This window comes from Natrinema sp. 1APR25-10V2 (assembly GCF_031626495.1).
Lineage (GTDB): Archaea > Halobacteriota > Halobacteria > Halobacteriales > Natrialbaceae > Natrinema.
This window is the reverse complement of the sequence record NZ_JAMQOJ010000004.1, coordinates 41,834-68,114: the sequence shown is the minus strand read 5'-3', so window position 1 is coordinate 68,114 and position 26,281 is coordinate 41,834. Positions and strand designations below refer to the sequence as shown.

At 63.0% G+C, this 26,281-nt stretch carries 22 protein-coding genes, 2 tRNA genes and 1 pseudogene; 16 read left to right on the top strand and 9 right to left on the bottom strand.

Going from position 1 to position 26,281, the window contains the following annotated elements; all coding sequences use genetic code 11:
- Positions 1-46: 46 nt before the first annotated feature.
- Positions 47-1,297, bottom strand: coding sequence for a site-2 protease family protein (locus NDO75_RS13305; protein ID WP_310906888.1), 1,251 nt, complete (start codon positions 1,295-1,297; stop codon positions 47-49).
- A 201-nt stretch (positions 1,298-1,498) separates the two neighbouring features.
- Here NDO75_RS13305 and NDO75_RS13300 point away from each other — a divergent pair, with 201 nt between their 5' ends.
- From NDO75_RS13300 to NDO75_RS13290, 3 genes are all read left to right on the top strand, one after another.
- A complete protein-coding gene (locus NDO75_RS13300) occupies positions 1,499-1,729 on the top strand; it encodes a helix-turn-helix domain-containing protein (RefSeq protein ID WP_310906887.1) in 231 nt (76 codons plus the stop codon).
- A gap of 208 nt (positions 1,730-1,937) precedes the next feature.
- The gene (locus NDO75_RS13295) at positions 1,938-2,468 is read left to right on the top strand and encodes a 50S ribosomal protein L16 (protein WP_310906885.1); all 531 of its coding nucleotides are present in this window, start codon (positions 1,938-1,940) and stop codon (positions 2,466-2,468) included.
- 329 nt (positions 2,469-2,797) lie between these two features.
- Complete coding sequence (locus tag NDO75_RS13290; protein ID WP_310906884.1) at positions 2,798-3,721, top strand: RimK family alpha-L-glutamate ligase; 924 nt, start codon at positions 2,798-2,800, stop codon at positions 3,719-3,721.
- Here the strand turns inward: NDO75_RS13290 and NDO75_RS13285 are convergent.
- Together NDO75_RS13285 and NDO75_RS13280 are read right to left on the bottom strand one after the other, a co-directional pair.
- Positions 3,708-4,109: an Hsp20/alpha crystallin family protein gene (locus NDO75_RS13285; RefSeq protein WP_254762705.1), complete on the bottom strand. Its 402-nt coding sequence runs from the start codon at positions 4,107-4,109 to the stop codon at positions 3,708-3,710. The genes NDO75_RS13290 and NDO75_RS13285 overlap by 14 nt on opposite strands.
- A 95-nt stretch (positions 4,110-4,204) precedes the next feature.
- Complete coding sequence (locus tag NDO75_RS13280; RefSeq protein ID WP_310906883.1) at positions 4,205-5,218, bottom strand: type II glyceraldehyde-3-phosphate dehydrogenase; 1,014 nt, start codon at positions 5,216-5,218, stop codon at positions 4,205-4,207.
- A 227-nt stretch (positions 5,219-5,445) separates the two neighbouring features.
- Here NDO75_RS13280 and NDO75_RS13275 point away from each other — a divergent pair, with 227 nt between their 5' ends.
- From NDO75_RS13275 to NDO75_RS13255, 5 genes are all read left to right on the top strand, one after another.
- Positions 5,446-6,402 (top strand): aminopeptidase, encoded by a 957-nt coding sequence (locus tag NDO75_RS13275; RefSeq protein WP_310906882.1) that lies wholly within the window; start codon positions 5,446-5,448, stop codon positions 6,400-6,402.
- Between the two features lie 141 nt (positions 6,403-6,543).
- On the top strand, positions 6,544-7,125 hold the full coding sequence (locus NDO75_RS13270; protein ID WP_310906881.1) for a hypothetical protein: 582 nt from the start codon (positions 6,544-6,546) through the stop codon (positions 7,123-7,125).
- Positions 7,126-7,176: 51 nt separating this feature from the next.
- Positions 7,177-7,830, top strand: coding sequence for an HVO_0476 family zinc finger protein (locus NDO75_RS13265; protein WP_310906879.1), 654 nt, complete (start codon positions 7,177-7,179; stop codon positions 7,828-7,830).
- 54 nt (positions 7,831-7,884) lie between these two features.
- The gene (locus NDO75_RS13260) at positions 7,885-8,514 is read left to right on the top strand and encodes a protein-L-isoaspartate(D-aspartate) O-methyltransferase (protein WP_310906878.1); all 630 of its coding nucleotides are present in this window, start codon (positions 7,885-7,887) and stop codon (positions 8,512-8,514) included.
- 69 nt (positions 8,515-8,583) lie between these two features.
- On the top strand, positions 8,584-9,354 hold the full coding sequence (locus NDO75_RS13255; RefSeq protein ID WP_310906876.1) for a protein-L-isoaspartate O-methyltransferase: 771 nt from the start codon (positions 8,584-8,586) through the stop codon (positions 9,352-9,354).
- Positions 9,355-9,943: 589 nt separating this feature from the next.
- On the opposite strand, the gene NDO75_RS13250 is transcribed toward NDO75_RS13255, so the two are convergent.
- The 4 genes and pseudogenes from NDO75_RS13250 to NDO75_RS13235 all read right to left on the bottom strand — a co-directional run bounded on the left by NDO75_RS13250 (position 9,944) and on the right by NDO75_RS13235 (position 13,081).
- Positions 9,944-12,106 (bottom strand): bacterio-opsin activator domain-containing protein, encoded by a 2,163-nt coding sequence (locus NDO75_RS13250; RefSeq protein ID WP_310906874.1) that lies wholly within the window; start codon positions 12,104-12,106, stop codon positions 9,944-9,946.
- 125 nt (positions 12,107-12,231) lie between these two features.
- Positions 12,232-12,549: pseudogene (locus NDO75_RS13245) on the bottom strand (group I intron-associated PD-(D/E)XK endonuclease); the annotation flags it as partial.
- Between the two features lie 110 nt (positions 12,550-12,659).
- Positions 12,660-12,732: transfer RNA gene (locus NDO75_RS13240), tRNA-Asp, on the bottom strand.
- A 276-nt stretch (positions 12,733-13,008) separates the two neighbouring features.
- Positions 13,009-13,081: transfer RNA gene (locus NDO75_RS13235), tRNA-Asp, on the bottom strand.
- Positions 13,082-13,403: 322 nt separating this feature from the next.
- Here NDO75_RS13235 and NDO75_RS13230 point away from each other — a divergent pair.
- From NDO75_RS13230 to NDO75_RS13205, 6 genes are read left to right on the top strand one after another with little or no spacing between them, the layout of a single operon-like run.
- A complete protein-coding gene (locus tag NDO75_RS13230; protein ID WP_310906873.1) occupies positions 13,404-13,631 on the top strand; it encodes a DNA-directed RNA polymerase subunit H in 228 nt (75 codons plus the stop codon).
- On the top strand, positions 13,632-15,212 hold the full coding sequence (locus NDO75_RS13225; protein ID WP_310906872.1) for a DNA-directed RNA polymerase subunit B'': 1,581 nt from the start codon (positions 13,632-13,634) through the stop codon (positions 15,210-15,212).
- Between the two features lie 4 nt (positions 15,213-15,216).
- Positions 15,217-17,046, top strand: a complete 1,830-nt coding sequence (gene rpoB, locus NDO75_RS13220) for a DNA-directed RNA polymerase subunit B (protein WP_310906871.1) — start codon at positions 15,217-15,219, stop codon at positions 17,044-17,046.
- A 3-nt stretch (positions 17,047-17,049) separates the two neighbouring features.
- Positions 17,050-19,977 carry a DNA-directed RNA polymerase subunit A' gene (locus NDO75_RS13215; RefSeq protein WP_310906869.1) on the top strand — a complete coding sequence of 976 codons (2,928 nt, stop codon included), beginning with the start codon at positions 17,050-17,052 and terminating at the stop codon, positions 19,975-19,977.
- Positions 19,970-21,163, top strand: a complete 1,194-nt coding sequence (gene rpoA2 / locus NDO75_RS13210) for a DNA-directed RNA polymerase subunit A'' (protein WP_310906868.1) — start codon at positions 19,970-19,972, stop codon at positions 21,161-21,163. Before NDO75_RS13215 ends, rpoA2 begins: the two co-directional genes overlap by 8 nt.
- A 3-nt stretch (positions 21,164-21,166) precedes the next feature.
- Positions 21,167-21,592: a NusA-like transcription termination signal-binding factor gene (locus tag NDO75_RS13205; RefSeq protein WP_310906867.1), complete on the top strand. Its 426-nt coding sequence runs from the start codon at positions 21,167-21,169 to the stop codon at positions 21,590-21,592.
- A gap of 72 nt (positions 21,593-21,664) precedes the next feature.
- Here NDO75_RS13205 and NDO75_RS13200 read toward each other — a convergent pair whose 3' ends face one another.
- Positions 21,665-22,411, bottom strand: a complete 747-nt coding sequence (locus NDO75_RS13200) for a hypothetical protein (RefSeq protein ID WP_310906865.1) — start codon at positions 22,409-22,411, stop codon at positions 21,665-21,667.
- Positions 22,412-22,732: 321 nt separating this feature from the next.
- Between NDO75_RS13200 and NDO75_RS13195 the strand changes: the two genes are divergently transcribed.
- Both NDO75_RS13195 and NDO75_RS13190 read left to right on the top strand, forming a co-directional pair.
- Positions 22,733-23,161, top strand: a complete 429-nt coding sequence (locus tag NDO75_RS13195; protein WP_004267302.1) for a 30S ribosomal protein S12 — start codon at positions 22,733-22,735, stop codon at positions 23,159-23,161.
- Positions 23,162-23,163: 2 nt separating this feature from the next.
- Positions 23,164-23,778: a 30S ribosomal protein S7 gene (locus NDO75_RS13190; protein WP_310906849.1), complete on the top strand. Its 615-nt coding sequence runs from the start codon at positions 23,164-23,166 to the stop codon at positions 23,776-23,778.
- A gap of 419 nt (positions 23,779-24,197) precedes the next feature.
- Here the strand turns inward: NDO75_RS13190 and NDO75_RS13185 are convergent, their stop codons facing one another.
- Complete coding sequence (locus NDO75_RS13185) at positions 24,198-26,270, bottom strand: hypothetical protein (protein ID WP_310906848.1); 2,073 nt, start codon at positions 26,268-26,270, stop codon at positions 24,198-24,200.
- Positions 26,271-26,281: the final 11 nt, after the last annotated feature.

Sequence of the window (26,281 nt, the reverse complement as noted above, 5' to 3'; positions counted from 1 at the left end):
CCCGTCTCTGCTACCGTGTCGTGTCGCGTCTGCCGGTCCGAATCGGTCAGTCTGCAGTTCGCGGTCGGCTCGAGGGGGAGACTGATCCGCTCTGCTGGACGATATCCAGCGCGGTCATCACGTCGCTGCGCGAGATCAATCCCACGAGGTCCCCGCCGCCGCGAGACGACTCCTCGAGGGTACCGTCGGCGGACAGTCGCTCGCTGGGGGCGACGACGAGTAGCCGGCCGATCCCGTGTTCCTGCATGCGTTCGATCGCGGTCATCGCGTCCGAATCGGCCGTGATGGTCTGGAGGTCGGTCGTCATCACGTCTTCGACGGTGTAGGCGTCGCGCTCGACCGGTTCGATCTGCCGGGCGTCGGACAGCGTCACGAGCCCGATCAGCCGCTCGCCCTCGAACGCGTCGTCGTCGATGACCGGGTAACCGGTGTGGCGCTCGGTGAACATCCGCCGGATCAACTCCGCGACTGACGTGTCGGGTTCGACGGTGTGGAGTTCACTCGCCGGCGTCATAATGTCGCCGACGGTGACGTCCTGAAAGGCCGCCTTCATCGTCACCTGCTGGGCCTCGCTCGAGGCGGCGATGAAGACGAAGAAGGCGACGCCGATGAGGATGATGTTGAACGCGAAGAGGCCGAGCAGCCCCATGAGCACCGCGAACACCTTGCCGACGCTGGCGGCCTGCTGGGTCGCTCGGGCGTAGGGCTTGCTGCGAGCGAGCAGCGCCCGGAGCACGCGCCCGCCGTCCATCGGGAACGCGGGGAGCATATTGAAGATCGCGAGCGAGACGTTCAGGAGTGCGAGATAGCCGAGGACGAACCGCGCGCCGTTGAACAGCGTCGGCGAGGCGTCGCCAAGCACACCGGGGACGAGCGCGTAGAGTCCGTACGAACCGATACCGACCAGCACGCTGACGATCGGCCCCGCGATGGCGATGGTGAGTTCCTGCCGCCAGTCTTCGGGCATCTCCGAAAACGAGGCGATGCCGCCGAACAGCCAGAGCGTGATCGAGTCGATCGGAAACCCGTACCGCTGGGCGGTCAGCGAGTGGCCGAGTTCGTGGAGGATGACGCCGACGAACAGCCCGACTGCGGCGGTCAGCCCGAGCACCCACGGCGTCGCGCCGCCGCTGATCACGCCGACGTCGATCTCCGCGCCGAGCCCGACGTTCAGGAGCTCCGCGACGGGACCGATCCGCGTCCCGATGAGATACGCGAACAGCGGCAGGACGAGCAAGAACGTGAAATCGAGCTTGATCGGGATGCCGAACAGCGATCCGATCCGAAAACTCCTCATACTCACTAGTTTCGGCGGCGGAACCTTAAGTACGCCGCCGTACTGTGTTCCTTCGCGCGCGTGTTTCCAATCGCCCTCGCGGTCGTCTACTGCGCTCGGCGACGGAATCCTAAATAGATATAATCACAATAATATCTACTAGTCCATATATATCTTCAGCCCCATAGCTTTATACACGAGTTCGTTGTAGATGTTAGCAAGATGATGCAACAGACCGAAACGATCGACCGACCCAGCCAGCTTCCGACCGAAATCGGCTCCGCCCAGGGCAAACTCGTCTACCTCACCCTCGAGATGACCGGCGGTTCGACCGTGACCGACCTCAACCGGACGCTGAACATGCGGAAAATCTCGATCCTGAGCGTGCTCTCCTCGCTCTCGAGCCAGGGCCTGATCGAGCGGAGCGACGCCGAGTACGTCCTCGCGAACTGAGTCGCCGCTGACCGCCCGGCCCGTCGCCGATCCCTCGCTGGTTCTGCGCTTCCCGTCCCGTCCGCGAGCCGTCGCTGCCCGCCACCACCGGCGGTGGCTCGCCTCGATTCGAGCCGACTCGAGACGCTCGCCCGCAGAACCGGCCGACGCGGCGCTTCGAAGCCTTTATCCGCGCGGTGGGCCTGCGTTTTCGTAAGTAACCACAACCATGTCCGACAAACCCGCCTCCATGTACCGGGAGATCAGTAAGCCGGCCTACACGCGCCGCGAATACATTACTGGCATCCCGGGTTCGAAGATCGCACAGCACAAGATGGGCGACACCGCCGCGGACCCCGAGGACTACCCCGTTCAGATCAGCCTCGTCACCGAAGAGGAGGTCCAGATCCGACACGGGAGCCTCGAGGCTTCGCGTCTGTCCGCCAACCGCCACATGCTGAAAAACGCCGGCGAGGGCAACTACAAGATGATCCTGCGCAAGTTCCCCCACCACGTCATCCGGGAGAACAAGCAGGCGACGGGTGCCGGGGCGGACCGTGTCTCCGACGGGATGCGCCAGGCCTTCGGGAAGATCGTCGGCACCGCCGCTCGAATCGACGCCGGCGAGCGCATCTTCACCATCTGGTGTGACGTCGATGACGCCGAGTTCGCCAAGGACGCGCTCCGTCGCGCCTACAACAAGATCTCGCCGCCGTGCCGCGTCGTCGTCGAACGGGGCGAAGAGCAGCTTATCGCGTAAGAACGAAGTTTTGCTCTGCGGGCGCGGCGAAGCCGCGCCCTCGGCAAAAATTCGATTAAAAGCACTCCTCCTTCCGTTCCGAACGCATAGCGTTCTCCACATCAGTCGTCGGCCCGCTCGTTCGCTCGACTCGCGGCTTCCGCCGCTCGTCTTTTCGCGGCGCGTCGCGCCGCGCTTTCGCTCACTCGCGGTTGGTAACGCTGAGCAGCCTGCCCTTCCCCGGATCGTGCGTCTCTCGCGTTGCTCGAGCCACACTCCCGGCCACAGTCTCCTGACTACGGATTGCTGTCTCGAGCACCTTTTTACCTCTCTACTCCCGAGTCCCGAATATGATCGATCTCGCCGTGGCGAACGCGAAGGAGACGTTTCAGCGGATGCGCGAGCCGCTGGCCGAGCGCGGCATACGGGTTCATCACGTGCCCGCGAGCGAGCGCGTCGTGCCGCTTGGCGGGGACGCCCCGTGGTCGCCCGACGACTACGACGTGGGCTTCGTCTACCCCGGTCGGCTCATGGAGGGCGGGGTCGCCGACGCCCTACTCGAGATTCCGTGGCTCAACGACCACGAGGCTGTTCTGACCTCGCGAAACAAAGCCGAGGTGCTGGCGCGCCTCGAGCGCGCGAATCTTCCGGTTCCCGACTCCGTTTACGTCTCCAACGACGTCTCCGAGGCCGAACTGGTCGACGTCTTCGAGCGGTTCGAGCCGCCGGTGGTGGTCAAGCCCAACTCGACGACGCGGGGCGTCGGCGTCGCGAAAGCCCACGATCTGGACTCGTTTCTGGGGATCTGCGACTACCTCTCGCTGGTTCACGACTACCGCGCGACGGGCGATCGGTCGTTTCTGGTTCAGGAGTACCTGCCGAACGCGACCGACTATCGGGTGATGGTGCTCGAGGGCGAGTACGTCGGCGCGGTCGAGCGCCGGCTCCCCGACGAGGCGATCCGCGAGGGCCAGTGGAAGCACAACGTCCACCGCGGCGCGGAAGCGACCGGCGTCGATCTGCCGGAGCCGTGGTGCGAGCTGGCCGAATCGGTCGCCGCCGAACTCGAGATCCCGTTCCTCGGCGTCGATCTGCTCGAGACGGGCGAGAAACTGGTAGTCAACGAGACGAACGCGCGGCCGACGATCGACGAGGAGACGAAGTACGAACCGGACTTTTACGACCGGCTCGCGGCTGCGATCCGCGGGGCCGCCGACGAAAACGAGGCGGAAACGAGCAGCGACGACCGCGACCGGTCGCTCACTCGAGACTGATGTCCGAGGACTGCTCGGCGGGGTCGAAGACGACCTCGAGGACGCCGTTGTTGTAGGTCGCGGCGGCGGTGTGTTCGTTGACGCGGGTCGGCAGCGAGACGCGCTCGTCGTACTGGCGGTGTTCGCTCTCGGCGGAGATGGTCAGAGTCTTGCCGTCGCACTCGAGTTCGATGTTGTCCTTCTCGACGCCGGGGAGGTCGGCGACGACGCGGACCTCGTCGTCGGTTTCGTGGATGTCGACGTGGGTGTCCATGCCGAAGCCGCTGTCGACGTTAGTGGAGGAATCGAAGTTCACGTTGGTGTCGGCTCCGTTCATCATCTCGTTCATCATCCGCTCGATCTCGCGAAACAGGTCGTCGAAGGGTTCGTCGCGGTCGTCTCGGCGCATGAGAGCACCTAGGGCACCGGGTGGCAAAAACTTTCTGTCGACCCTATACGAAAGACGGGACGGACAAGAACCGCTACAGCGGTGATCTCGCGACGTCAGAGGCCGATTCCGAGCGTCTCGTTAGTCGTCTCGATGCTCTCTTCGGCGTCGGCGCTGCCGGTAACGGCGCGGATCGCGTCGACGTTCTCGGGGACGACGTCTGACTCCTGGTGGATGCCCTGAAAGAGGTAGAGGTCGTCGCCGACGGTCGAGACCGACTCCTCCCAGATGCAGTTCTCCCAGATGTCGCCGCGCGGCCGGCCCGCGTCGAGTGCGTACTCCTTGAGCTTGCCGCTGCCGTCGATGTCCATCCGTTCGGGGATCAGGAACAGCCGCGACTCGTCGGCGAACAGGTCGCGGACCTCGGCGGCGTCGACCTCCTCGGAGAGCGTGACGTTGAGACTGTGCATGTGCATCAGCGTCGCGGGAACCTTCATCCCGAGAGTGTCGATGTCGAGGTCGTCGAAGATGGTCTCGACGTCGGGGCCGTGGTGGGAGGGGATCGTCACCGGGTTCGGCAGGATGTCGTTGATCGGGCCGCGGCCGGTCTGGCCGGGGTCGCCGCCGCGGCGGACGAGCGTCGCGCGGACCTTCTCGACGCCGTACTCCTCGCGGAGGGGTGCGATCACGCGCGAGAGTCCGGTCGTGTTACAGGAGACCACGCGGACGTGGTCGGCGTCGACGGCCTCGGCGAAGTTCGAGCGCGCGTTAAAGCTCACGTCGACGAGGTCGGCGTCCTCGCCGCCCTGATAGAGGGCGGGCGTGTCGTGGTCCTCGTAGAGGTCCTTGTTCTGTGCGCCGATTCCGGAGGGCGTGGCGTCGACGACTACGTCGGCCTCGGCGACGAGGTCCTCGACCGGGCCCGCTATCTCGAGGCCGGCCTCGTCGAACAGTTCCTCGCGCTCCTCGACGGCCGCGTAGAGCGGGAACCCCTTCTCGATCGCGGTCTCGGCCTCGAAGTTCGGGCGCGTCTTGGCGACGCCCAGTACCTCCATGTCGGGCTGTGCTCGGACGGCGTCCGCGACGCGCTTGCCGATCGTGCCGTAGCCGTTGATGGCGACCTGTTGCATATACCGGGAGTGGTCCACCGAGCGGGATAATCGTTTCGAGGATTCGCAGCCGATCCTTACTCGGATCGGAGTTCTCGATCGCTCTCGAGGCTGATTTCGACACTCGTTCACACATTGCGCTTCCCGTCCGAACCGCTGCTCGGTTCCGATCGAGCGCGAAACCGCTCGTGGACCCGCGAGGGCGGCCGAGGGCAAGACATATCGGCCCGCTCGCCCCACGGTCACGTATGACAGCACTTCGAGCCGCGGCGGAGACGGCCGTCCGCCAGTGTCTGGGTCTCGAGGCAGGGGAGTCCTGTGCGATTATCACCGACGACGAACGCGAACCGATCGGGGAGGCACTCTACGAGGTGGCGAGCGAGATCACGGACGACGCGGTGATCGTCCGCTATCCGCCGGGCGAGACCCACGGCGGCGAGCCGCCCGAACCCGTCGCGGCGGCGATGGCAGGGGCCGACGTGGTGCTCGCGCCGACGACCAAGAGCCTGAGCCACACCCGTGCCCGGACCGAGGCCAACGAGGCCGGAGCGCGGGTGGCGACGCTCCCGGGAATCACCGAGGACGTCTTCACGACGGGGCTGGACGCCGATTACGAGTCGATTTCTTCCTACTGCGAGGCGGTCCGTGAGCAGGTCGCCGGGGCCGACGAGATCCGCGTGACGACCGACGCGGGGACGGACATCACCTTCGACGTCAGGGAGCGGGAGTGGCTCGCAGACACCGGAATCGTCCACGACCCCGGCGAAATGTCGAACCTTCCAGCGGGCGAGGTGTTCATCAGCCCCGAGACAGCGGACGGAACGTTCGTCGTCGACGGAACGATGATGCCCCACGGGTTACTCGAGGCCGGGCAGACCCTCTCCTTCGAGGTCGAGGACGGATTCGTCACGGACATCTCGGACGACGACATTCGCGAGGAGGTCGAGAACGCGGCCGCCGAGGTCGGGGACGCGGCTTACAACCTCGCCGAGTTGGGTATCGGGACGAACGTCGCCGTCACCGAACTGGTCGGTTCGGTTCTGCTGGACGAGAAGGCCGGCGGCACCGTTCACATCGCTATCGGCGACGATGCGGGAATCGGCGGCGACACCGACGCCCCGATCCACCTCGACGGGATCCTGCGGGAGCCGACTGTCTTCGCCGATGGGACACCGGTCGACCTCCCTGCACCGGCTGACTCGTAGTCACCGATTGCACCGTTTCCGCGGCTCTCGAGTCCCGTTCCGGCCTTCGAATCGAAATTTCTTCCCGTTCGTGCAGTTGAATACGCTACATACCTGTGGGTACCTAGTGGTTTCAAGTACCCCTAGTGATAGTTGGGGACGATGAGCGATACACGAGGGTACGACATCGCGGGGGTCGAACTCATCGACGACAGCTACACGGTCGAACAGGGGTTGATCCGGAACAAGTACAGAGCGCTCGACGCCGACGGCAACGTCGTGCTCAGGGGGAAGCAGAAGATGCTCAAAATGAAAGAGGAGTTCCCCTTCGTCGACGCCGACGGCAACGAGGTGTTCACGGTGAAAGCCGGCGGGATCATCGACGTCGCGGGGAACTACGTCCTCACCGACGCGCAGACCGGCGAGGATATCATCGTTCTGGACAACGACTACTCGATCTTCCAGGATACGTGGAAGATCCGCGACGCGACTACCGAGGAGAAACTGGCCGAGATCAACTCCCGGGGAGCCGCCGTGACGCTCGCACGGAACATCGTTCCGTTCGGCGGCTGGATCCCGCACAAGTACGAGATCTCCGACCAGCAGGGGAACCACGTCGGCTCCATCAGCGGGCAGTTCTCGCTGCGCGACCGCTACGAGATCACCATCGACGATGCCAGTACGGTCCCGAAGGAGCCGATCGTGGCCGCGGCGATGGTCATCGACGCCATTCAGGGGAACTGAGCCGACGACCGCTTCAATCGCCTTTTAGGTGCGTAGCCGCTACGGGGTGGTATGAGCGATATTCCGGATCGGGTCCCGACCCCCTGTCCCTCCTGCTCGCCGGACCTCGAGACGGTCCACGAGGTTCTCACGGAAGGCGGCGGACACCTGACGGTACGATGCAGCGAGTGTAGTCACGTCCACAAGATACAGCCCGACACCGAGCGAGAGGTCACCCTCGACGTCGTCGTCTCGCAGGGCGGCGAATCGTTCACGGCGAACGTCACCACGCCCGAAGACGAATCGATCGAAGTCGGCGACGAGTTCATCCTCGAGACCGAGGAAGTGCTCTCGACGGTTCGCGTCACGAGCGTCGAACTCGACGGACAGAAGCGCGTCGAGGAGGCATCGGCCGACGAGATCGAGACCGTCTGGACCCGCGAGGTCGACAACGTCGGCGTCAACGTGACCGTCCATCCACAGGACGGGTCGAAAGACGACAGCCGAAGTATCACCGTCCACGTCCCCGGCGACTACGAGTTCGAGGTCGGCGCGGTCGAGTCCTTCGGCGACGACGAGTTCGAGATCGACGCCTTCGTCGTCCGCGGCGACGCCGACGGCTACCGACGAGATCGTTTCGATGTGGAGGGCGATACCGCCTTCGCGAAGGACATCAAGCGCGTCTACGCCTACGACGAGCAGAGCAGCGCCTGGTCGGCCTGGTAACCGAGTCGTCTCCCCAGTCTCTACTGTTCTCGAGCGCGTATTCGAAGCTAGCCCATGTCCGACAGCTACGAGTCCGCGCGCCGGCGGCTGGTCGAGACCGTCGCGTCCCGGGTCGACGATGCCCGCGTCCTCGAGGCCCTCGAGTCGGTCCCGCGCCACGAGTTCGTTCCACCCCATCGCCGGGACAGCGCCTACGCGGACCGTCCACTCCCGATCGGCGACGGCCAGACGATCAGCGCCCCGCACATGGTCGCGATTATGGCCGACCTGCTCGCGGTCGATCCCGGCGACGACGTCCTCGAGATCGGTACCGGCTGCGGTTACCACGCGGCCGTCACGGCCGAGCTGGTCGGCGACGAGAACGTCTACAGCGTCGAGTACGGCGGTGACCTCGCACGGGAGGCCCGCGACCGGCTCGCCGATCTCGGCTACGACGACGTCTCGGTCCGCGTCGGCGATGGCCGCGAGGGATGGGCGGAGCACGCCCCCTACGACGCCGCGTACGTCACCTGTGCGACCCCGGAGGTCCCACCGGCGGTCGTCGAGCAGGTGCGGGCCGGCGGTCAGCTGCTCGCCCCCGTCGGAACTGGCTGGCAAACGCTCGTCGACGCGACGAAACGATCGGACGGCTCGCTCGAGCGGACCGAACGCGGCGGTGTTCGATTCGTGGGGATGCGCGGCTGAAGCGATGCGGTCCGATGAGGCTGACCCCGCAAGCGCGCCATTGATAACGGCCGGTGCGATAGCTGGCGTATGGACCCCGCGGTACTACGAGAGGACATGGTCGACGGCCTCGAGGCCGCGCCCAAGAACGTCCTCGTCGACGAGGACGTCGCCGTCGCGATGCGCGACGTCCCGCGCCACGCGTTCGTCGACGACGAGCGGACGGCCTACGCGGACCGCGACCACGAGGCCCTCGGCACTCGCGTCCTCGCGCCGCGGACCGCCGCTCGCCTCCTCCAGGCGCTGGCTCTCGAAGACGACGAGTCCGTCCTGATCGTCGGCGTCGGCGTCGGATATACGGCTGCCGTCACCGCCGAACTCGTCGGCGAGGCCAACGTCCACGCCGTCGATATCTCCCGACCACTCGTCGTCGAAGCGCGCGGCAACCTCGCCCAAGCGGGGTACGATGGCGTCCTCGTCGACTGCCGCGACGGCGCAAACGGCTACCCCGAGTACGCTCCCTTCGACCGAATCCTCCTCGAGGCGGCCGCCGTCGAGCCGCCGCATACCCTCCTCGAGCAACTCGAGGAGGGTGGGCGACTGGTGTTCCCACAGGGGACACAGCGTCAACACCTCGTCGCTCTCTCGACCGACGGTGAGCGAGATCGGTTCGGCCCCGTTTCGTTCGATCCGTTGCTGGTCGAGGGCGAACAGTCCGGCGCCGTCGAACGCAACCGGATGACCCGCGAGGACCGCGAACGAGCCCAACGCCGCGCCGAATCCCGTCGCGGCTGGGAACAGGACTGGATCGAATGGGAGGAAGCGACTGACGGCCACTCACGGCGCGGCCGGTCGCGATAGTACGCTGCCCTTGACGCACTATCCCCTGACGAACTGTCTGCGAACCCATCTAGTAAATCGCCGAGTCGTAGCCTCCGACCCACCGTTCGTTTCGTACCACCCGGATGACTCTCGACGTGTGGGAAGGGGGAAAATGGGGATGGGGGTGGGGGGATTGGGGGTGGCGACAGTCTATCTCAGATCGCCATTTATCGGTACGCATCGTGAGAAAGTAAATATATTCTCTAATTGTTTGGTGTCGTCTAGATGGTCTCGCTAATTAATTAGTATGGGTCGGCGGGAGAACGCGATATAGTAATTGGCCGTCGATACCAGAGGTGTGGCTGGTCTCAGTGGCCGGCGACGATGTATCTCGAGCATCTGGTGTGAACGAACGGACGACAACGGTCGACGTTCGGATTGATGGGACTACGAACATCGATCGGCTGGCCGCACGGGCGCCGCCGCTATTGACTGTGGGTTCGGGGGGAAAGGGGGTGGGGGATTGGGGGGTGGCGACAGTCTATCTCAGATCGCCACTTACGGGTAGGTACGGGTAGTGGTTAAGTATACCTTCTAACCCTTTGGGTGGTTCTCAACTCAGTACTAATTAATTAGAAACACCATCGAACGCCAGCGTGACGAGCTTCCGCTCGGCTGCACGGAGGTGGTAATGATACGTTGGCGGTGATACGTCCAGCGCGGTAGCGAGGTCCTCCCCGGTGCTTTCTCGCGGCCACTCGAAGAATCCGCTGTAGTGTGCCGCTTGCAGCGCTTCGAACTGTTTGTCCGTCAGCCGTTCCTCGAGATGGGTATCGAGCTGTCTCGCCGACTGCGTGTTGGTCGTTTCTCGTTTGGCGACCAGTTCCGTTTCGGGGTACTCCTCTCGGATCGCCTCGACCAGTGACCGCGTTTCGACCTGCTGTGGCACCTCGAGCACGAGCGTCGACGTGCCATCCTCGGCCGTCGCCATCCGTATTTTCACGTCGTACGTTCGCAAGACGTCGAGAAACGGCGTCGATGTCACCGTGAGCTCGAACAACGTCTCGTCGTCACCCTCGGAGACGACGGAGAGCGTTTCGATCGATGCCCATCCATCCGCGAGCGACTCGAGGTCCGCTGCCGTCGGCGCACTGACGAACAAGACGATCCCGTTTTCGCCCCGATCGACGACGCCCTCGAGCGTTATCGGCTCCGCGTCCGGGACGTGCTCCGAGAGTCGATTGAGCAGCAGCCGGGAATCTCCCACGGTGAGCTCGAGCTCGAGCCGGCTGTCGGTGAGCATCGCCCTGGTTCGTTCGACCGACTGAATCGCGTGCCCGATCGTCTCCCCGAGTTCGGCCAGCACTTCCCGCTCGCGCTCGCCGATCGAATCGGCCCCAGCGACGTGGACCACCAGAACGCCGTACTCGCGCTCGTCGGCGGTCAACGGAACGCCGAGAACCGTCTGGTAACCGTATGTTAAGGCTTCCTTGCGTCGCGTCTGCCAGGCCCCGGTCTCGAGAACGTCGTCTACCAGGCGCACTCGGCCCGACTCGAGGACGTCACGGACGAGTTCGATCTCGGGCGCCCGGCCGCCGTCGTCACGGATCCGATCGATGTAGGCCGTGTCGATGCCGGACCAGGCGGTTGGTATCGGCGGATCGTCGTCGCTCGCGGCGATCCAGGCGAAGCGGTACCGATCGGTCTCCGCGAGGCGATCGCACACCGTCTCCTCGATCGCCGTTCGCGTCGACGCCTGTGCGACGCCGTGGTTGATCTCACGGACGATCTCGTTTGTGTGATTGAGCCGCGTGAGCTCCTCGTTTTGCTGGGTGAGCGTCCGATCGTGATCCCGAAGTAACTGCTCGCGTTCCGCTCGATCCAGCGCGGCCTCCGTGTTCGCCGCCAGAATGTGCAACAGCTCGGTCATCGTCTCGTCGAATCCGTCGACGCCCTCGGTTCCAGCGACGAGCACGCCGTGGGTTCCGAGCGGCACGACCAGCTCGCACCGACTCGCCGTCTTCGCGGTTTCGACGCCGGCTTCCCCCTCTGCACGCGGGGTCACTACCCCTTCGCTCTCCTCGCGAGCGACGTCCTCGTAATACGCACTTTCGCCCTCCGAGAACACCTCCCAGACCAGTCCTTCGCCGCGCTCGAAGGTCTGTTCCGGATCGATCCGCTCGGGGGACCGCCGCGTCGACGCCGCGTGCTCGAGGACGCCGTCCGTCGGCTCGAACGCGTAGGCCGCGACGATCGCCACGTCGAGGATCTCGCCCGCCGTCTCGACCGCCGATCGATGGATCTCCGCTTTGGTCTCCGCTCGCATCAGATCCCGCGTCGTCTCGTGTAACGTCGTCAGCGTTCGCTCGTACCGGCGCTCGCTTTCCCGAAGCTCCGTCTCCGTCCGGTACTGCGCGACGGCGTTCGTGATCTGATTCGCCAGCAGCGCGTACTGTTCCTTCCCCGACTCCTTCTGGAGGTACTGGGTCACTCCTGCTGCGATCGCCTCGCTGGCGATCTCTTCGGAACCCCGTCCCGTGAACAGTACGAAGGGAAGGTCGGGATCGTCCTCGCGAACCGCTTCGAGCAGCTCCAGTCCCGTCATCTCCGGCATCTCGTAATCGCTGACGATACAGTCGACCTCGCGTCGCTCGAGTAGCGACAGCGCCTCCGTGCCGTTCGTTGCCGCGAGCGCGGTGATCGAATCACGCTCGCGCTCGAGCATCTCTCCGGCGAGCTCCGCGAAGCCGGGTTCGTTGTCGACGATGAGTACGGTGATCGGTTTCGTCATTGCCCTCTATCCCTACCCTCTCGGTTATTGACGTATTGCCGCGCGAAGACTAAACAATTAGCATTTGCTGACGGCGAATTCAAATCATATAGACTAGCAAATTCGATCTCGCTTCCGACGAGTACTTATCGAATATCTCCATCGAATTCGTACTCTCGGGCCCAGTTTATCGACGGATGATCGATCTCGGATTCGAATCGAAGCTCCATTTTCTGGTCGTTCGCGTCAGTCGCGTCGATCCAGTAAAACCGATCGTTTTCCGGGTAATACACGAAAAATGCGTCGATCGAGCCGTGGTATGTCTGCTCGTGATAGACGCCGCTTTTCGTGGTTTGAGAGTGAGTATTGAATCGAAGCGTCTCCGGGTTGTTCGACCACCCCGTCTTACACTGGATCTTGTGGAGGTCGGTCCCGTCATCGACGACGAGATCGTATTTGTCATTTCGGATAAAAACGTCCGGCTCCGTCGCACGCATCGCGCTCGCTCGAGAACGGACGTTCGAGTACTCACGACACGGCGAACTGGTCGCTGGTAAGTTGAGTTCGAGAGAAGCGCCCGAGGCGGGATTTGAACCCGCGTCACAACCGTGACAGGGTTGTATGATGGGCCACTACACCACCCGGGCTCGCAACTCTCCGTTTCCCGGTGACGGTATTAAGGGTTTTGCTCCGCAGTCGAAGATACCGTTCAGTGACAGGACTCGCAGTTGCTTCGTGGCTGGATTTCGATCGCGCTCCCTCGTCGCGAATCGATCGCAGCAGAAAGCGCCCGAAGCGGGATTTGAACCCGGTCGAGACTCACTACGCTCGTCTCGCGTGATTCAAATTCCGGACTGCGTTTCTCGAACTCGGGTGCTCGCGACATAGCGAGCTGGCCGCTCGCGGTGAGAGTTTGAGAGAAGCGCCCGAGGCGGGATTTGAACCCGCGTCACAACCGTGACAGGGTTGTATGATGGGCCACTACACCACCCGGGCTTCCGATTCATCGTTGCCCGCTGCTGGTATTAAGGCTTTTCAATCGGAGGTCGTGTGGTACGGGCAGCCCCGCCACGATCGCCGCCTCGAGCCCTCGCTCGCGTCCTATCGTGGCACTGACTGGCACGACCCACAAGGAATATAACTGAGAACCGGATACTCTCGAGTGTGATCGTCCGCTCCGGTCAGGTCCGCCCGACCGGGTAGCCCTGCTTGTGCGTCGAGTTAGTAACCGTTAAATGCCTCCCGCCGGTATCTGCCTGTAGTATCTCGTGACAGCCGCTTCTCTCCCGATAGCCGACACGCACACCCACACCAATCCATGGTAGACGTAAGCCAACACGACCTGGTTCCCGAGCACACCGTCCTCGACGAGGACGTCCTCAACGAGGTGCTCGAGGAATACGATATCGACCGTACAGATTTACCGAAGATAGAGCGCAACGATCCCGCGTTGCCGGACGACGCCGAGATCGGCGACGTAATCAAGATCGTCCGGGACTCGCGAACGACCGATCAAGCAGTCGTATACCGACTCGTGGTGGAATAAATGGCAATGGAACTCAACCGCGACGAACGACGAGAGATCTCGCGCGAATACTTCTCGAAGGAACGGATCGCCGAACACCACTACCGCTCCTTCAACGCGTTCCTCAACCGGGGGATGCAGGAAGTGGTCGACGAGAAGGCGACGATCGACACGGACATCGGCGACAAGGAGGGCGAAGAGCCGGTCCACGTCGAACTGGGCGACGTTCGTGTCGTCACTCCGCGGGTCCGGGAGGCCGACGGCTCCGAGGAACTGCTCTACCCACAGGAGGCCCGACTTCGAAACATCACCTACTCCGCGCCGGTGTTCATGGAGATGTCGATCGTCAAGGGCGAGGAAGGCGACCAGCGAGTCGTCGACTCGACCGAGACGAAGATCGGCCGGATGCCGATCATGGTCGGCTCCGACAAGTGTAACATCGCCGGCTTCTCCGACGAGGAGCTGATCGAGATCGGCGAGGACCCCGCCGACCCCGGCGGCTACTTCATCGTCAACGGCTCCGAGCGGGTGCTGATGACCAGCGAGGACCTCGCGCCGAACAAGATCCTCGCCGAGTACGACACCAAGTACGGCGACGAGATCCAGGTCGCCAAGACCTTCTCCCAGCGCCGCGGCTACCGCGCGCTGGTGCTCTGTGAACGGACGCGCGACGGCCTGCTCGAGGTCTCGTTCCCCTCCGTGTCGGGCTCGATCAACTTCGTCACCCTCGTGCGTGCCCTCGGACTGGAATCGGACGAGGAGATCGTCCACAAGGTCTCGAACGACCCCGAGGTCGTCAAGTACATGCTCGAGAACCTGGAGGAAGCGGAGGTCCAGACCGAAGAGCAGGCCATCGAGGCGCTTGGGAAACGGGTCGCCTCCGGTCAGGGGAAGAACTACCAGCTCAAGCGAGCGAACTACGTCATCGACCGGTACCTCCTGCCACACCTCCACGAGGACGGCGTTGAGGAGGAGGACGTCCGGATCAACAAGGCTCACTACCTCTGTCGGATGGCCGAGGCCTGCTTCGAACTCGCGCTCGGCCGACGCGAGGCCGACGACAAGGACCACTACGCGAACAAGCGCCTGAAGGTCAGCGGCGATCTGATGAAGGACCTGTTCCGGACCGCGCTGAACAAGCTGGCCCGGGACGTGAAATACCAGCTCGAGCGCGCCAACATGCGCAACCGGCAGCTCTCGGTGAACACGGTCGTTCGATCCGACGTGCTGACCGAACGGCTCGAGCACCCGATCGCGACGGGCAACTGGGTCGGCGGCCGTTCGGGCGTTTCCCAGCTCGTGGACCGAACGGACTTCATGGGCGTGCTGAGCCACCTGCGCCGGCTTCGCAGCCCGCTCTCGCGCTCGCAGCCGCACTTCGAGGCGCGGGACCTGCACGCGACCCAGTGGGGTCGCATCGGGCCGTCGGAGACGCCGGAGGGTCCGAACTGCGGACTGGTGAAGAACTTCGCACAGTCGATGGAGCTCTCCCAGAACGTCGAGGACGAACAGGAACTCAAACGCGAACTGGCATCGATGGGCGTCGAGGGCATTCCCGGCCTCGAGGGCATCGAACGGACGACAGCGTCAGGGGACGACTGATATCATGAGCAGCCAAGAACGAGAGGCGAAAGTCTACGTCAACGGGTCGCTGGTGGGGACCCATCCCGATCCGCACGAACTCGCAGAACAGATCCGCGAAGCGCGTCGCATCGGCGACGTCTCCGAGATGGTCAACGTCTCGGTGAAAGACCGCACCCGCGAAGTGATCGTCAACGCCGACGCCGGCCGCGCCCGGCGACCGCTACTGGTCGTCGAGGACGGCGAGCCGCGCATCTCCGACCAGGAGATCGAGGCGCTCCAGGACGGCGACCTCGAGTTCGAGGATCTCGTCGATCACGGCTACATCGAGTTCATCGACGCCGAGGAGGAAGAGGACATCCTGGTGGCCGTCGACGAGGACGATCTGACCGAGAAGCACACGCATCTCGAGATCGACCCGTCGCTGATCTTCTCGATCGGTGCAGGAATGATCCCCTACCCCGAGCACAACGCCTCGCCCCGCATTACAATGGGGGCGGGGATGATCAAGCAGTCGCTGGGGCTGCCCTCGGCCAACTACCGGATCCGGCCGGACACGCGCCAGCACCTGCTGCACTATCCGCAGCTCTCGATGGTGAAGACCCAGACGACCGAGCAGATCGGCTACGACGAGCGCCCCGCCGCGCAGAACTTCGTCGTCGCCGTGATGAGCTACGAGGGGTTCAACATCGAGGACGCGCTGGTCATGAACAAGGCCAGCGTCGAGCGCGCGCTGGCTCGCTCGCACTTCTTCCGCACCTACGAGGGCGAGGAACGCCGCTACCCCGGCGGCCAGGAAGACCGCTTCGAGATCCCCAGCCAGGACGTCCGCGGCGCTCGCGGCGAGGAAGCGTACAACCACTTAGACGAGGACGGCCTCGTCAACCCCGAGACGAACGTCGACGAGAACTCCGTGCTCCTCGGGAAGACGAGCCCGCCGCGGTTCCTCGAGGAACCCGACGACATGGGCGGCCTCTCGCCGCAGAAACGGCGTGAGACCTCCGTCACCATGCGCTCGGGCGAGTCCGGTATCGTCGACACAGTCACGCTGATGGAGGGCGAGGACGGCTCGAAGCTCTCGAAGGTCTCGGTGCGCGACGAGCGGATCCCCGAACTCGGGGACAAGTTCGCCAGCCGCCACGGCCAGAAGGGGGTCGTCGGCCACCTCGCACCGCAGGAGGACATGCCCTTCACCGAGGAGGGCGTCGTGCCCGACCTCGTGCTCAATCCGCACGCGCTGCCGTCGCGGATGACGGTTGGTCACATCCTCGAGATGATCGGCGGCAAGCTCGGCGCGATGGAGGGCCGTCGCGTCGACGGGACGCCGTTCCTCGGCGAGGACAAAGACGACCTCCGCGGCGGGCTCGAGGACGCCGGCTTCGATTCGGCCGGCAAGGAGACCATGTATTCTGGCATCACCGGCGAGAAGATCGAGGCGGAGATCTTCGTCGGCGTGATCTTCTACCAGAAGCTCTACCACATGGTCTCGAACAAGCTGCACGCCCGCTCGCGCGGGCCGGTGCAGGTGCTGACCCGCCAGCCGACGGAGGGACGCGCCCGGGAGGGTGGCCTCCGTATCGGGGAGATGGAACGCGACGTGTTCATCGGCCACGGGGCGGCCATGACGCTGAAGGAACGACTGTTAGACGAGTCCGACCGCGAGTTCATCCACGTCTGTGCGAACTGCGGGATGAGCGCGGTCGAAAACGTCGAACAACGGCGCGTCTACTGTCCGAACTGCGACGAGGAGACCGATATCCACGAAATCGAGATGAGCTACGCCTTCAAGCTCCTGCTAGACGAGATGAAGGCCCTGGGTATCGCGCCGCGACTCGAACTGGAGGACGCCGTCTAAACCATGCAAAACAGTACACCAAAAGACATCGGGCAGATCTCCTTCGGGCTCATGGAGCCCGAGGAGTATCGGGAGATGAGCGCGACGAAGATCATCACTGCCGACACCTACGACGACGACGGCTTCCCCATCGACATGGGGCTGATGGACCCGCGGCTGGGCGTCATCGACCCCGGACTCGAGTGCAAGACCTGCGGCAAACACTCGGGGTCGTGTAACGGCCACTTCGGCCACATCGAACTGGCAGCACCGGTCATCCACGTCGGCTTCACGAAGCTCATCCGACGGCTCCTGCGAGGGACCTGTCGGGAGTGTTCGAAACTCCTCCTGACGGAGGACGAACGCGACGAGTTCCGCGATCAGCTAGAGGAATCCCGGAAGCTGAGCCGCGACTTAAACGACGTGACGAAGGCCGCGATTCGGCAGGCTCGCAAGAAGGACCGGTGTCCGTTCTGTGGCGAAATCCAGTACGACATCGATCACGAGAAGCCGACGACCTACTACGAGGTCCAGCAGGTCCTCACCAGTGAGTACTCCCAGCGCATCGCCGGCGCGATGCAGGGTGACGAGGAGGCGGGCGTCGAGCGGACGACGCCGGACGAACTCGCCGAGAAGACCGACATCGAACTCACTCGAGTCAACGAGATCCTCTCGGGTTCGTTCCGACCCCGAGAGAGTCAGCGCAAGGCCATCGAGAAGGCGCTGGATATCGACCTCACCGAGGAGGACACGAACAAGCTGATGCCCAGCGACATCCGGGACTGGTTCGAGAACATCCCGGACGAGGACATCGAAGTGCTCGGTATCAACCCCGAGCGCTCCCGGCCGGAGTGGATGATCCTCACCGTCCTCCCCGTCCCGCCGGTCACCGCACGGCCGTCGATCACGCTCGACAACGGCCAGCGCTCCGAGGACGACCTCACGCACAAGCTGGTCGACATCATCCGGATCAACCAGCGGTTCATGGAGAACCGCGAGGCCGGCGCGCCCCAGCTGATCATCGAGGACCTCTGGGAGCTCCTGCAGTACCACGTCACGACGTTCATGGACAACGAGATCTCGGGGACGCCGCCGGCGCGACACCGCTCCGGCCGGCCGCTCAAGACTCTCTCCCAGCGCCTGAAGGGCAAGGAGGGTCGCTTCCGGGGCTCGCTGTCCGGGAAGCGCGTTAACTTCTCCGCCCGGACCGTCATCTCGCCGGACCCGACCCTCTCGCTTAACGAGGTCGGCGTTCCGGACCGCGTCGCCAAGGAGATGACCCAGACGATGAACGTCACCGAGCGGAACCTCCAGGACGCCCGTCGGTTCGTCTCGAACGGCCCCGAGGGCCACCCCGGCGCGAACTACGTCCGCCGCCCCGACGGCCGCCGGCTGAAGGTGACCGAGAAGAACTGCGAACAGCTCGCCGAGAAGGTCGAGGCCGGCTGGGAGGTCAACCGCCACCTCATCGACGGCGACATCGTCATCTTCAACCGCCAGCCGTCGCTCCACCGGATGTCGATCATGGCCCACGAGGTCGTGGTCATGCCGTACAAGACGTTCCGGCTGAACACCGTCGTCTGTCCGCCGTACAACGCCGACTTCGACGGCGACGAGATGAACATGCACGCGCTGCAAAACGAGGAGGCCCGCGCCGAGGCTCGCGTGCTCATGCGGGTTCAGGAACAGATCCTCTCGCCGCGCTTCGGAGAGAACATCATCGGGGCCATTCAGGACCACATCAGTGGGATGTACCTGCTGACCAACGACAACCCCCGATTCAACGAGACCCAGGCGCTGGACCTGCTCCGGGCCACCCGGATCGACGAACTGCCCGAACCCAGCGGGATCGACGACGAGGGCAAACCGTTCTGGACCGGGTACGACGTCTTCTCCGAGCTCCTGCCCGACGACCTGAACCTCGAGTTCACCGGGACCGTCGGCGACGAGGTCGTCATCGAGGACGGCCAGCTGCTGCAGGGAACGATCGCGGAGGACGAGGTCGGCGAGTTCGGCGGCGAGATCGTCGACACGATCACGAAGATCTACGGCAACACCCGCGCGCGGATCTTCATCAACGAGGTCTCGACGCTGGCGATGCGCGCCATCATGCACTTCGGGTTCTCGATCGGGATCGACGACGAGACCATCCCCGAGGAGGCCCAGTCCCGCATCGACGAGACGATCGAGGACGCCAACGACCGCGTCGAGGAGCTGATCGAGGCCTACGAGCGCGGTGAACTCGAGAGTCTCCCGGGTCGGACGATCGACGAGACGCTCGAGATGAAGATCATGCAGACGCTCTCGCGTGCGCGTGACAACGCCGGGAACATCGCCGACGAGCACTTCTCGGACGAGAACCCCGCCGTCGTCATGGCCAACTCCGGCGCGCGTGGGTCGATGCTCAACCTGACCCAGATGGCCGGCGCCGTCGGCCAGCAGGCGGTTCGGGGCGAGCGGATCAACCGCGGTTACGAGGACCGCACGCTCTCTCACTACGAGCCCAACGACCTCTCGGCCGAGGCACACGGCTTCGTCGAGAACTCCTACACGAGCGGTCTGACCCCCCGGGAGTTCTTCTTCCACGCGATGGGTGGCCGCGAGGGCCTGGTCGACACTGCAGTCCGAACGTCGAAGTCCGGCTACCTGCAGCGCCGGCTGATCAACGCCCTCTCCGAACTCGAGACGCAGTACGACGGCACCGTCCGGGACACCTCGGACACGATCGTTCAGTTCGAGTTCGGCGAGGACGGCACCTCGCCGGTCAAGGTCTCCTCCGGCGACGAGAACAACATCGACGTCGAACACATCGCAAGCCGCGTCCTCGACTCCGAGTTCGACTCCGAGGAAGAGCGCCAGGAGTTCCTCGGCTCGCGACCGCGGCCGACGAACCTCTCCGAACACGCCGACGATCGCCTCGCCGAGGGCACGGAGGTGAGCTCCGATGACTGAGGTCCACTACGACGTCGACGACGACACGATCGCGGTCGTCGAGGACACCGATCTCCCACGCCGGCTCAAAGACGACGTCTACGAGACGCTCGAGGCCCGCGAGGACGCTACTGTCGAGGAGGCGGACGAACTTGCGAAGGCCGTCGAGACGCGGTATCTCGACACGCGGGTCGACCCCCTCGACCCCGTCGGCACCGTCAGCGCGCAGTCGATCGGCGAACCCGGCACGCAGCTGACGATGAACACGTTCCACTACGCGGGGGTCGCGGAGATCGACGTGACCCAGGGGCTGCCCCGGCTGATCGAGCTGGTCGACGCCCGGAAGACCCCGGACACGCCGATGATGACGGTCTACCTCGAGGGCGAGTACGCCACCGAGCGCGAGAAGGCCCACGAGGTCGTCTGGAAGATCGAGGCGACCAAGATCCTCGCACTGGGCGACGTTTCGACGAACGTCGCGGACATGCGCGTCCAGATCTCGCTCAACGAGGACACCCTCCGCGAGCGGATGATCACGCCCGAGGAGGTCGCCGAGATCATCGAAGACTCGCTGGGCGTCAGCACGGTCCAGCAGGGGACCCAGATCCAGTTCGGCCCCGAGGAGCCGTCCTACCGTGACCTGCTCCAACTCGTGGAAGAGCTGCGCGACATCACGTTCAAAGGGATCGAGGACATCTCCCGCGTCGTCATTCGCCGGGAGGAACTCGAGGACGGCGAGGAGTTCGTCCTCTACACCGAGGGGTCGGCCTTCGGCGACGTACTCGAGATCGAGGGCGTCGACGCCTCGCGGACGACGTGTAACAACATCCACGAGATCCGGCGCAACCTCGGCATCGAGGCGGCCCGCGAGGCCATCATCGAGGAGACGAACAACACGCTGGCCGAACAGGGGTTAGACGACGTGAACGTCCGGCACCTGATGCTCGTCGCGGACATCATGACCAACCGCGGCGAGATCGAGTCGATCGGTCGTCACGGTATCTCGGGCTCGAAGGAGTCCGTGCTGGCCCGCGCGGCGTTCGAGGTGACGGTCAACCACCTGCTCAACGCCGCGATCCACGGCGAGGTCGACGACTTGGACGGCGTCACGGAGAACGTCATCGTCGGCAAGCCGATCAAACTCGGCACCGGCGACGTCGACCTCCGGATGGGCTCGACCACGTCCGGCAGCAGTCAGGCCGACTGATCGATGGGCGTCACCCTCGACGACGACGCCCGGCAGTACCTCGCCGCGTTCGAGGACGTGACCGGCGTCGATGGTCGGGACTGCCTCGTCACCGAGGGCGGCGATCAGTTACTGATCGTCGTCGCGAGCGGCGGGATTGGCGAGGCGATCGGCCCCGGCGGCCGGACCGTCAAGCGGTTCGAAGAACGCGCTGACGCGCAGGTACGACTCGTCGAAGGAGCCGACGACCCCGAAGAATTCGTCGCGAACGCGCTCGCACCGGCGGCCGTCTACAACGTCACCATCAGCGAGAACAACGACACCGTCGCCTACGTCGAGGTCGCCGAAGACGACCGCGGCGTCGCGATCGGGACGAACGGTCGCACGATCGACGCCGCCCGAACGCTGGCGTATCGGCACTTCGGAATCGACGACGTTCAGCTGATCTAACGCGGCCCTGGCCCGCTTTTCGAAGTGATTTCGAAGGACCCGACGAGACCGGTCTCCGTCTGCCCGACGGGACTACCCGCTCGAGTTCGAGTCGACGTCGCGGTCGTCCGTGACGTTGCGATCGGTCGGTGTATCCTGGGTCCGGTTGCTCGTCGCGTTCGCGGCCGACGCGATCTCGGCGGTCGGCGGAAACGACTGATACCGTTTCAGTTCGATCTTCGTCCAGTCGTCGTCTGCGATCTCGAGACGTTTCGATCCGGTCTCGTTTTTGTGATCGCCGGTATCGGCTTCGGATCCCCTCGAACCGGTCTCTGTGTCCGTCCGGTTCCGATCATCTGTCTCGGGGGATTCTAACGGGACCGGATCGGCAGCGGTCACACCGGAAACCGAAACGAGCGCCCGTCCGGAGGTCTCCGTCCGGTCGACGGTAAACACGATCCAGTTCGGAAACCGATCCGCGGTCGCCGACACCGTTTCACGGTACGTCCCGTTGTACTCGGTCCCCGCTTCGGTTTCGTCTCTCGTCCGCTCGTCGGTTTCGAGGGCGTGCCACGGTAAATCGCCGTGCTCGAACCGATCGATTTCTTCTCCGTCGGTGGCAACGAGATGTGAGCGGACGCCGTAGAACCCTTCACCTTCGGCGAGGGCGTTCAGGTGGTACCACACGTCGAACGTCACGTCCCACGTCCATCCGTCGTGGTCGTTTCCGACGACCAGTACGTTTCGCGGCTCGAGTTGGACGCTCGAACCCTGCTCGGCGCACCCCGCGAACAGCGGCGTCGTCGTAACGATCCCCGCGATAACGCTTCGACGATTCATCGAGTCAACACTATCGTCGTAACTGATAAATCTTCACCCCGAAACGGGTCGACGGTCCGGAAACCGCTGTGAGTTCGACTTGCGGATTCGACCGAGGTCGGGCGTTCGAACGGTGCTCTCTCTGGATCATCGACTGGACGGCGTGTGCTCGATCCGCCGGGTTCATCACGGGTCGCTCGACGGCGCGGACGCTCCGAGAGCGACTGTTCGGTGGTGAAACCCGCTCAGGTTCCTTCGTTGGGGTCCTTCGACGCTTCTCGCGCCGTAACGGCGACTCGAAACGGGTCGCTTAAGTGCTTTCGTCGGATAGCGACGGGTACTATGGCAAACGGCAAATACGCCGCGCGCAAGCTCAAGAAGGACCGCCAGAACCAGCGGTGGTCCGACTCGGACTACGCGCGTCGCGCCCGCGGACTTCGCGAGAAGTCCGACCCGCTCGAGGGCGCACCCCAGGCCCGCGGTATCGTACTCGAAAAGGTCGGCATCGAAGCCAAACAGCCTAACTCGGCGATTCGAAAGTGCGTCCGAGTACAGCTCATCAAGAACGGGAAGCAGGTCACCGCGTTCTGTCCCGGTGACGGTGCGATCTCGTTTATCGACGAGCACGACGAAGTTACCATCGCCGGTATCGGTGGGGCGAAGGGTCGCGCGATGGGCGACCTCTCCGGTGTCAACTACAAGGTCGACAAGGTCAACGGCGTCGCGCTGAAGGAACTCGTGCGCGGGAACGCCGAAAAACCGGTGCGATAACCATGGCGGCAGAAGATCAACCGGATCCGGACGCGCCGGCCGGCGGCGCAGACGCGGACGTCTCGGCGAAACTCTTCGGCACGTGGGAGATCGGCGAACTCGAGTACGCCGATCCCTCGACCGAGCGGTACATCACGGTGACCCCCGTCGCGCACACCGCGGGTCGTCACGCCAGCAAGCAGTTCAAGAAGTCGCAGGTCTCGATCGTCGAGCGCTTCATCAACCGCTTGATGCAGACCGAGGAGAACACGGGCAAGAAACAGCAGTCGCTCAACTACGTCCGTGACGCCTTCGATCTCATTCACGAGCGCACCGAGGAGAACCCGATCCAGGTGCTCGTGACGGCCGTCGAGAACGCGGCTCCTCGAGAGGAGACCGTCCGCCTGAAGTACGGTGGCATCTCCGTTCCGAAGGCCGTCGACGTCGCCCCGCAGCGCCGGGTTGACCAGGCGCTGAAGTTCCTCGCGGAGGGCGTCTACAACGACTCCTTCAAGACGAACACGTCCGTCGAGGAGGCCATCGCCCGCCAGCTCATTGGCGCGGCCAACTACGACGTCCAGACCTACGCGGTCAGTCAGAAAGAAGAGAAAGAGCGCGTCGCGGCAGCCGCACGTTAACGCGATTCAGTTCTCTCTTTCCGTTCTTATCTAGCGACAGCCGTTCGGCATTCGATCGCAATCTTCTCGTATCGCTGTTTGGGTTCCCCGGTCGAGTCTCACGCTGCAGCAACCGGCAGGATTGATCCCACGAATTCCATCGAACGCACTCGCTGGATCAGTTTATTGACTGTGCCACTTCGCTCAATCGGATTCAGAACAGTACTATATGACATTGGCCTTATCTATTCATGTATGGTATATTAAAATAAATTAAACAATAACCAGGCCTATACTTGGAATGTACTATGACGGACATTACGAACTACCTGAAGAATCACCCCCGAATGATCGGCGTCCTGTTCACAGTTTTACTATTACTGGCGCAGGCCAGTAGTGCTGCAGCAACGAACGGTAGTATGTTCCTTGGCCCGTAACCGCTAGTCAGTGAGTAGGTCTTTGCTCCACTGAATCCGACCATTTTGGATCACGGGGAACAGAGCCTCATCGAAAAAATCGCTGAGTTCTGGTTCGGTCACCGCTATTCGTTCCGTCTTCCGTGGAATGACGTAGTAGGAGTCAATCGAGTCGATATATGGTGAAAACACTCCTCCTCTCCTGACGTTGGTGGAGTTATAGGTCGTCACCTCTATACTATTTTCCTTCCCCTTCTTGAAAATAGAGCACAGGTTTGGAACTCTCGTTTCAGGCTGCGCAATCGTTGTTTCTCCGTTTCCGACCATACGATACTGTTCCCCAGTAACATTCTCTTGACGAACTACATCTACGGCACCGTAGAGCGGAAAACCGAGGTTTAGTAACTGGGCAATCAAACTCCCAACTGCAACTGCACCGCTGTTGACGACATTACCGAACGTCACGATGCCCCCTATACTCCCCTTTTCGATGAGATGAAGGCCCTGATTGTGAGATTTACATGCGTTTAAAAGAAACGCTTTCGAACCGACAGTACCAACCGTTGCAGCGTCCAATTTCCCATCCGAACACTGAAAACCGCCTTCGTCAATATGTCCGATATAGTGTAAAAAGTCACTATCTCTTGCCAGAACTTCCTTAAGCCCATTTTTTGAAAGATCGTGATGGACCGTGGTGTCAAACGGCAATTCCTCACGAGTTCCATATATACCATCAACACTTTCCAGTTCTGCGCTCATCTCGGAATCATTGCAGACAACCTCGATCTCGATAGGGCCGTCTTTTGGCGTTCGACCGACGTTGTTTTGATAGGCCGATAGTGACGTTGTACTGGTTATTTCGGAGTCATCGATACCAGTCCACGATTGCCGAACCGTCGGTACTTCTGGCGAGTTAGTTGATGCTACGACAGCCTTGTTTCCGCGGAGAGGTCTGGACTGTGTACCACGGACGAAGTCGTTTCGCGTGAATGCCTTGATTGCCTGTTCCGCGACTGGTTCCGTCGGGGTTAGTTCGGTATCTGTAGGTGCGGTGCTAATGACCGCGAGATCGTTCGCGAGAAACGGAAGAAATTCGATGTGGTCCGCAGTTGGTTTGAGTTGAGTTTCGAACTGCCAACTCGGTAAATGGGGGTTCAGACGGATATAAGGGATCTCGAGATATCGTTCGACCCGCTTGGCGAGCGGCCGGTCGTACACGTCAGCGACGTCGAAATCGAGCAGTGGTTCGATCGACTGACGTTCGTGTAGCGGTAGAGGTGTCTTTCCTTCGGTCCGAACGACACAGTCGAGAAAGAACACTTGCTTCAGCGTCTTGCGGACCGACGATTCGAACCCGTCTGGCTCGTCGAGCGCATACGTATATCCTTCATCAGTAACAATCCGCGGGTTCGAACCCGGACCGACGGTCGCACCGAGGTAGTAGGCAAGCGGCGTGACAACGAATACGTGCCGACGCGTCGCTGGGACTTCTATTCGAACGCCGTGGTCTGGTCGATTGGACTCCGTCGGAACGTGGAGCTCGTCGCCGACCTCAAGACGTGGTGGATGACCCCGGAGTGTCGGATAGGACCGCTCGGGCATCGTGGTTTTCAACGCGGAACCGAACGCGGACACCGCTTCCATGAGGTCCGTCGGATTTGCCGTCGTCGTGATCGTTCCTGCTGGGCGCTCGTGGAACGACCGCGCCCCCAGAACGACACTCGTCTCGTCGCCGAAAGTGATGTACGTCCGCTCATTATCGGAGAAAATCCGTATCGAACTATCGACCTGCGCATATACTTTCAGCGGACCGGACAGATCTACCGTATACTCCCTCGGTTGGAGCACTTTCTGCTCGGCTGGACTGACTTCGGTGAGCATCAGCCCGTCCGAGTCGCGGACGAGGACGGTTTCGGTCTTCGGCAACGTGATCGAATTAGCCCGAAACCGTGCCACTGACCCGACCGGCAATCCAAATTGATCAGCATCCGCTGACTCGAGCGAGACCGGTTCGTTGGTCGTCAACCGATACCGGTGGCGCTCGATCGGATCGATTATCTCTACACCCTCCTGTGTCGGCTCGAATTTCGGTTTCATCGGAACGGATG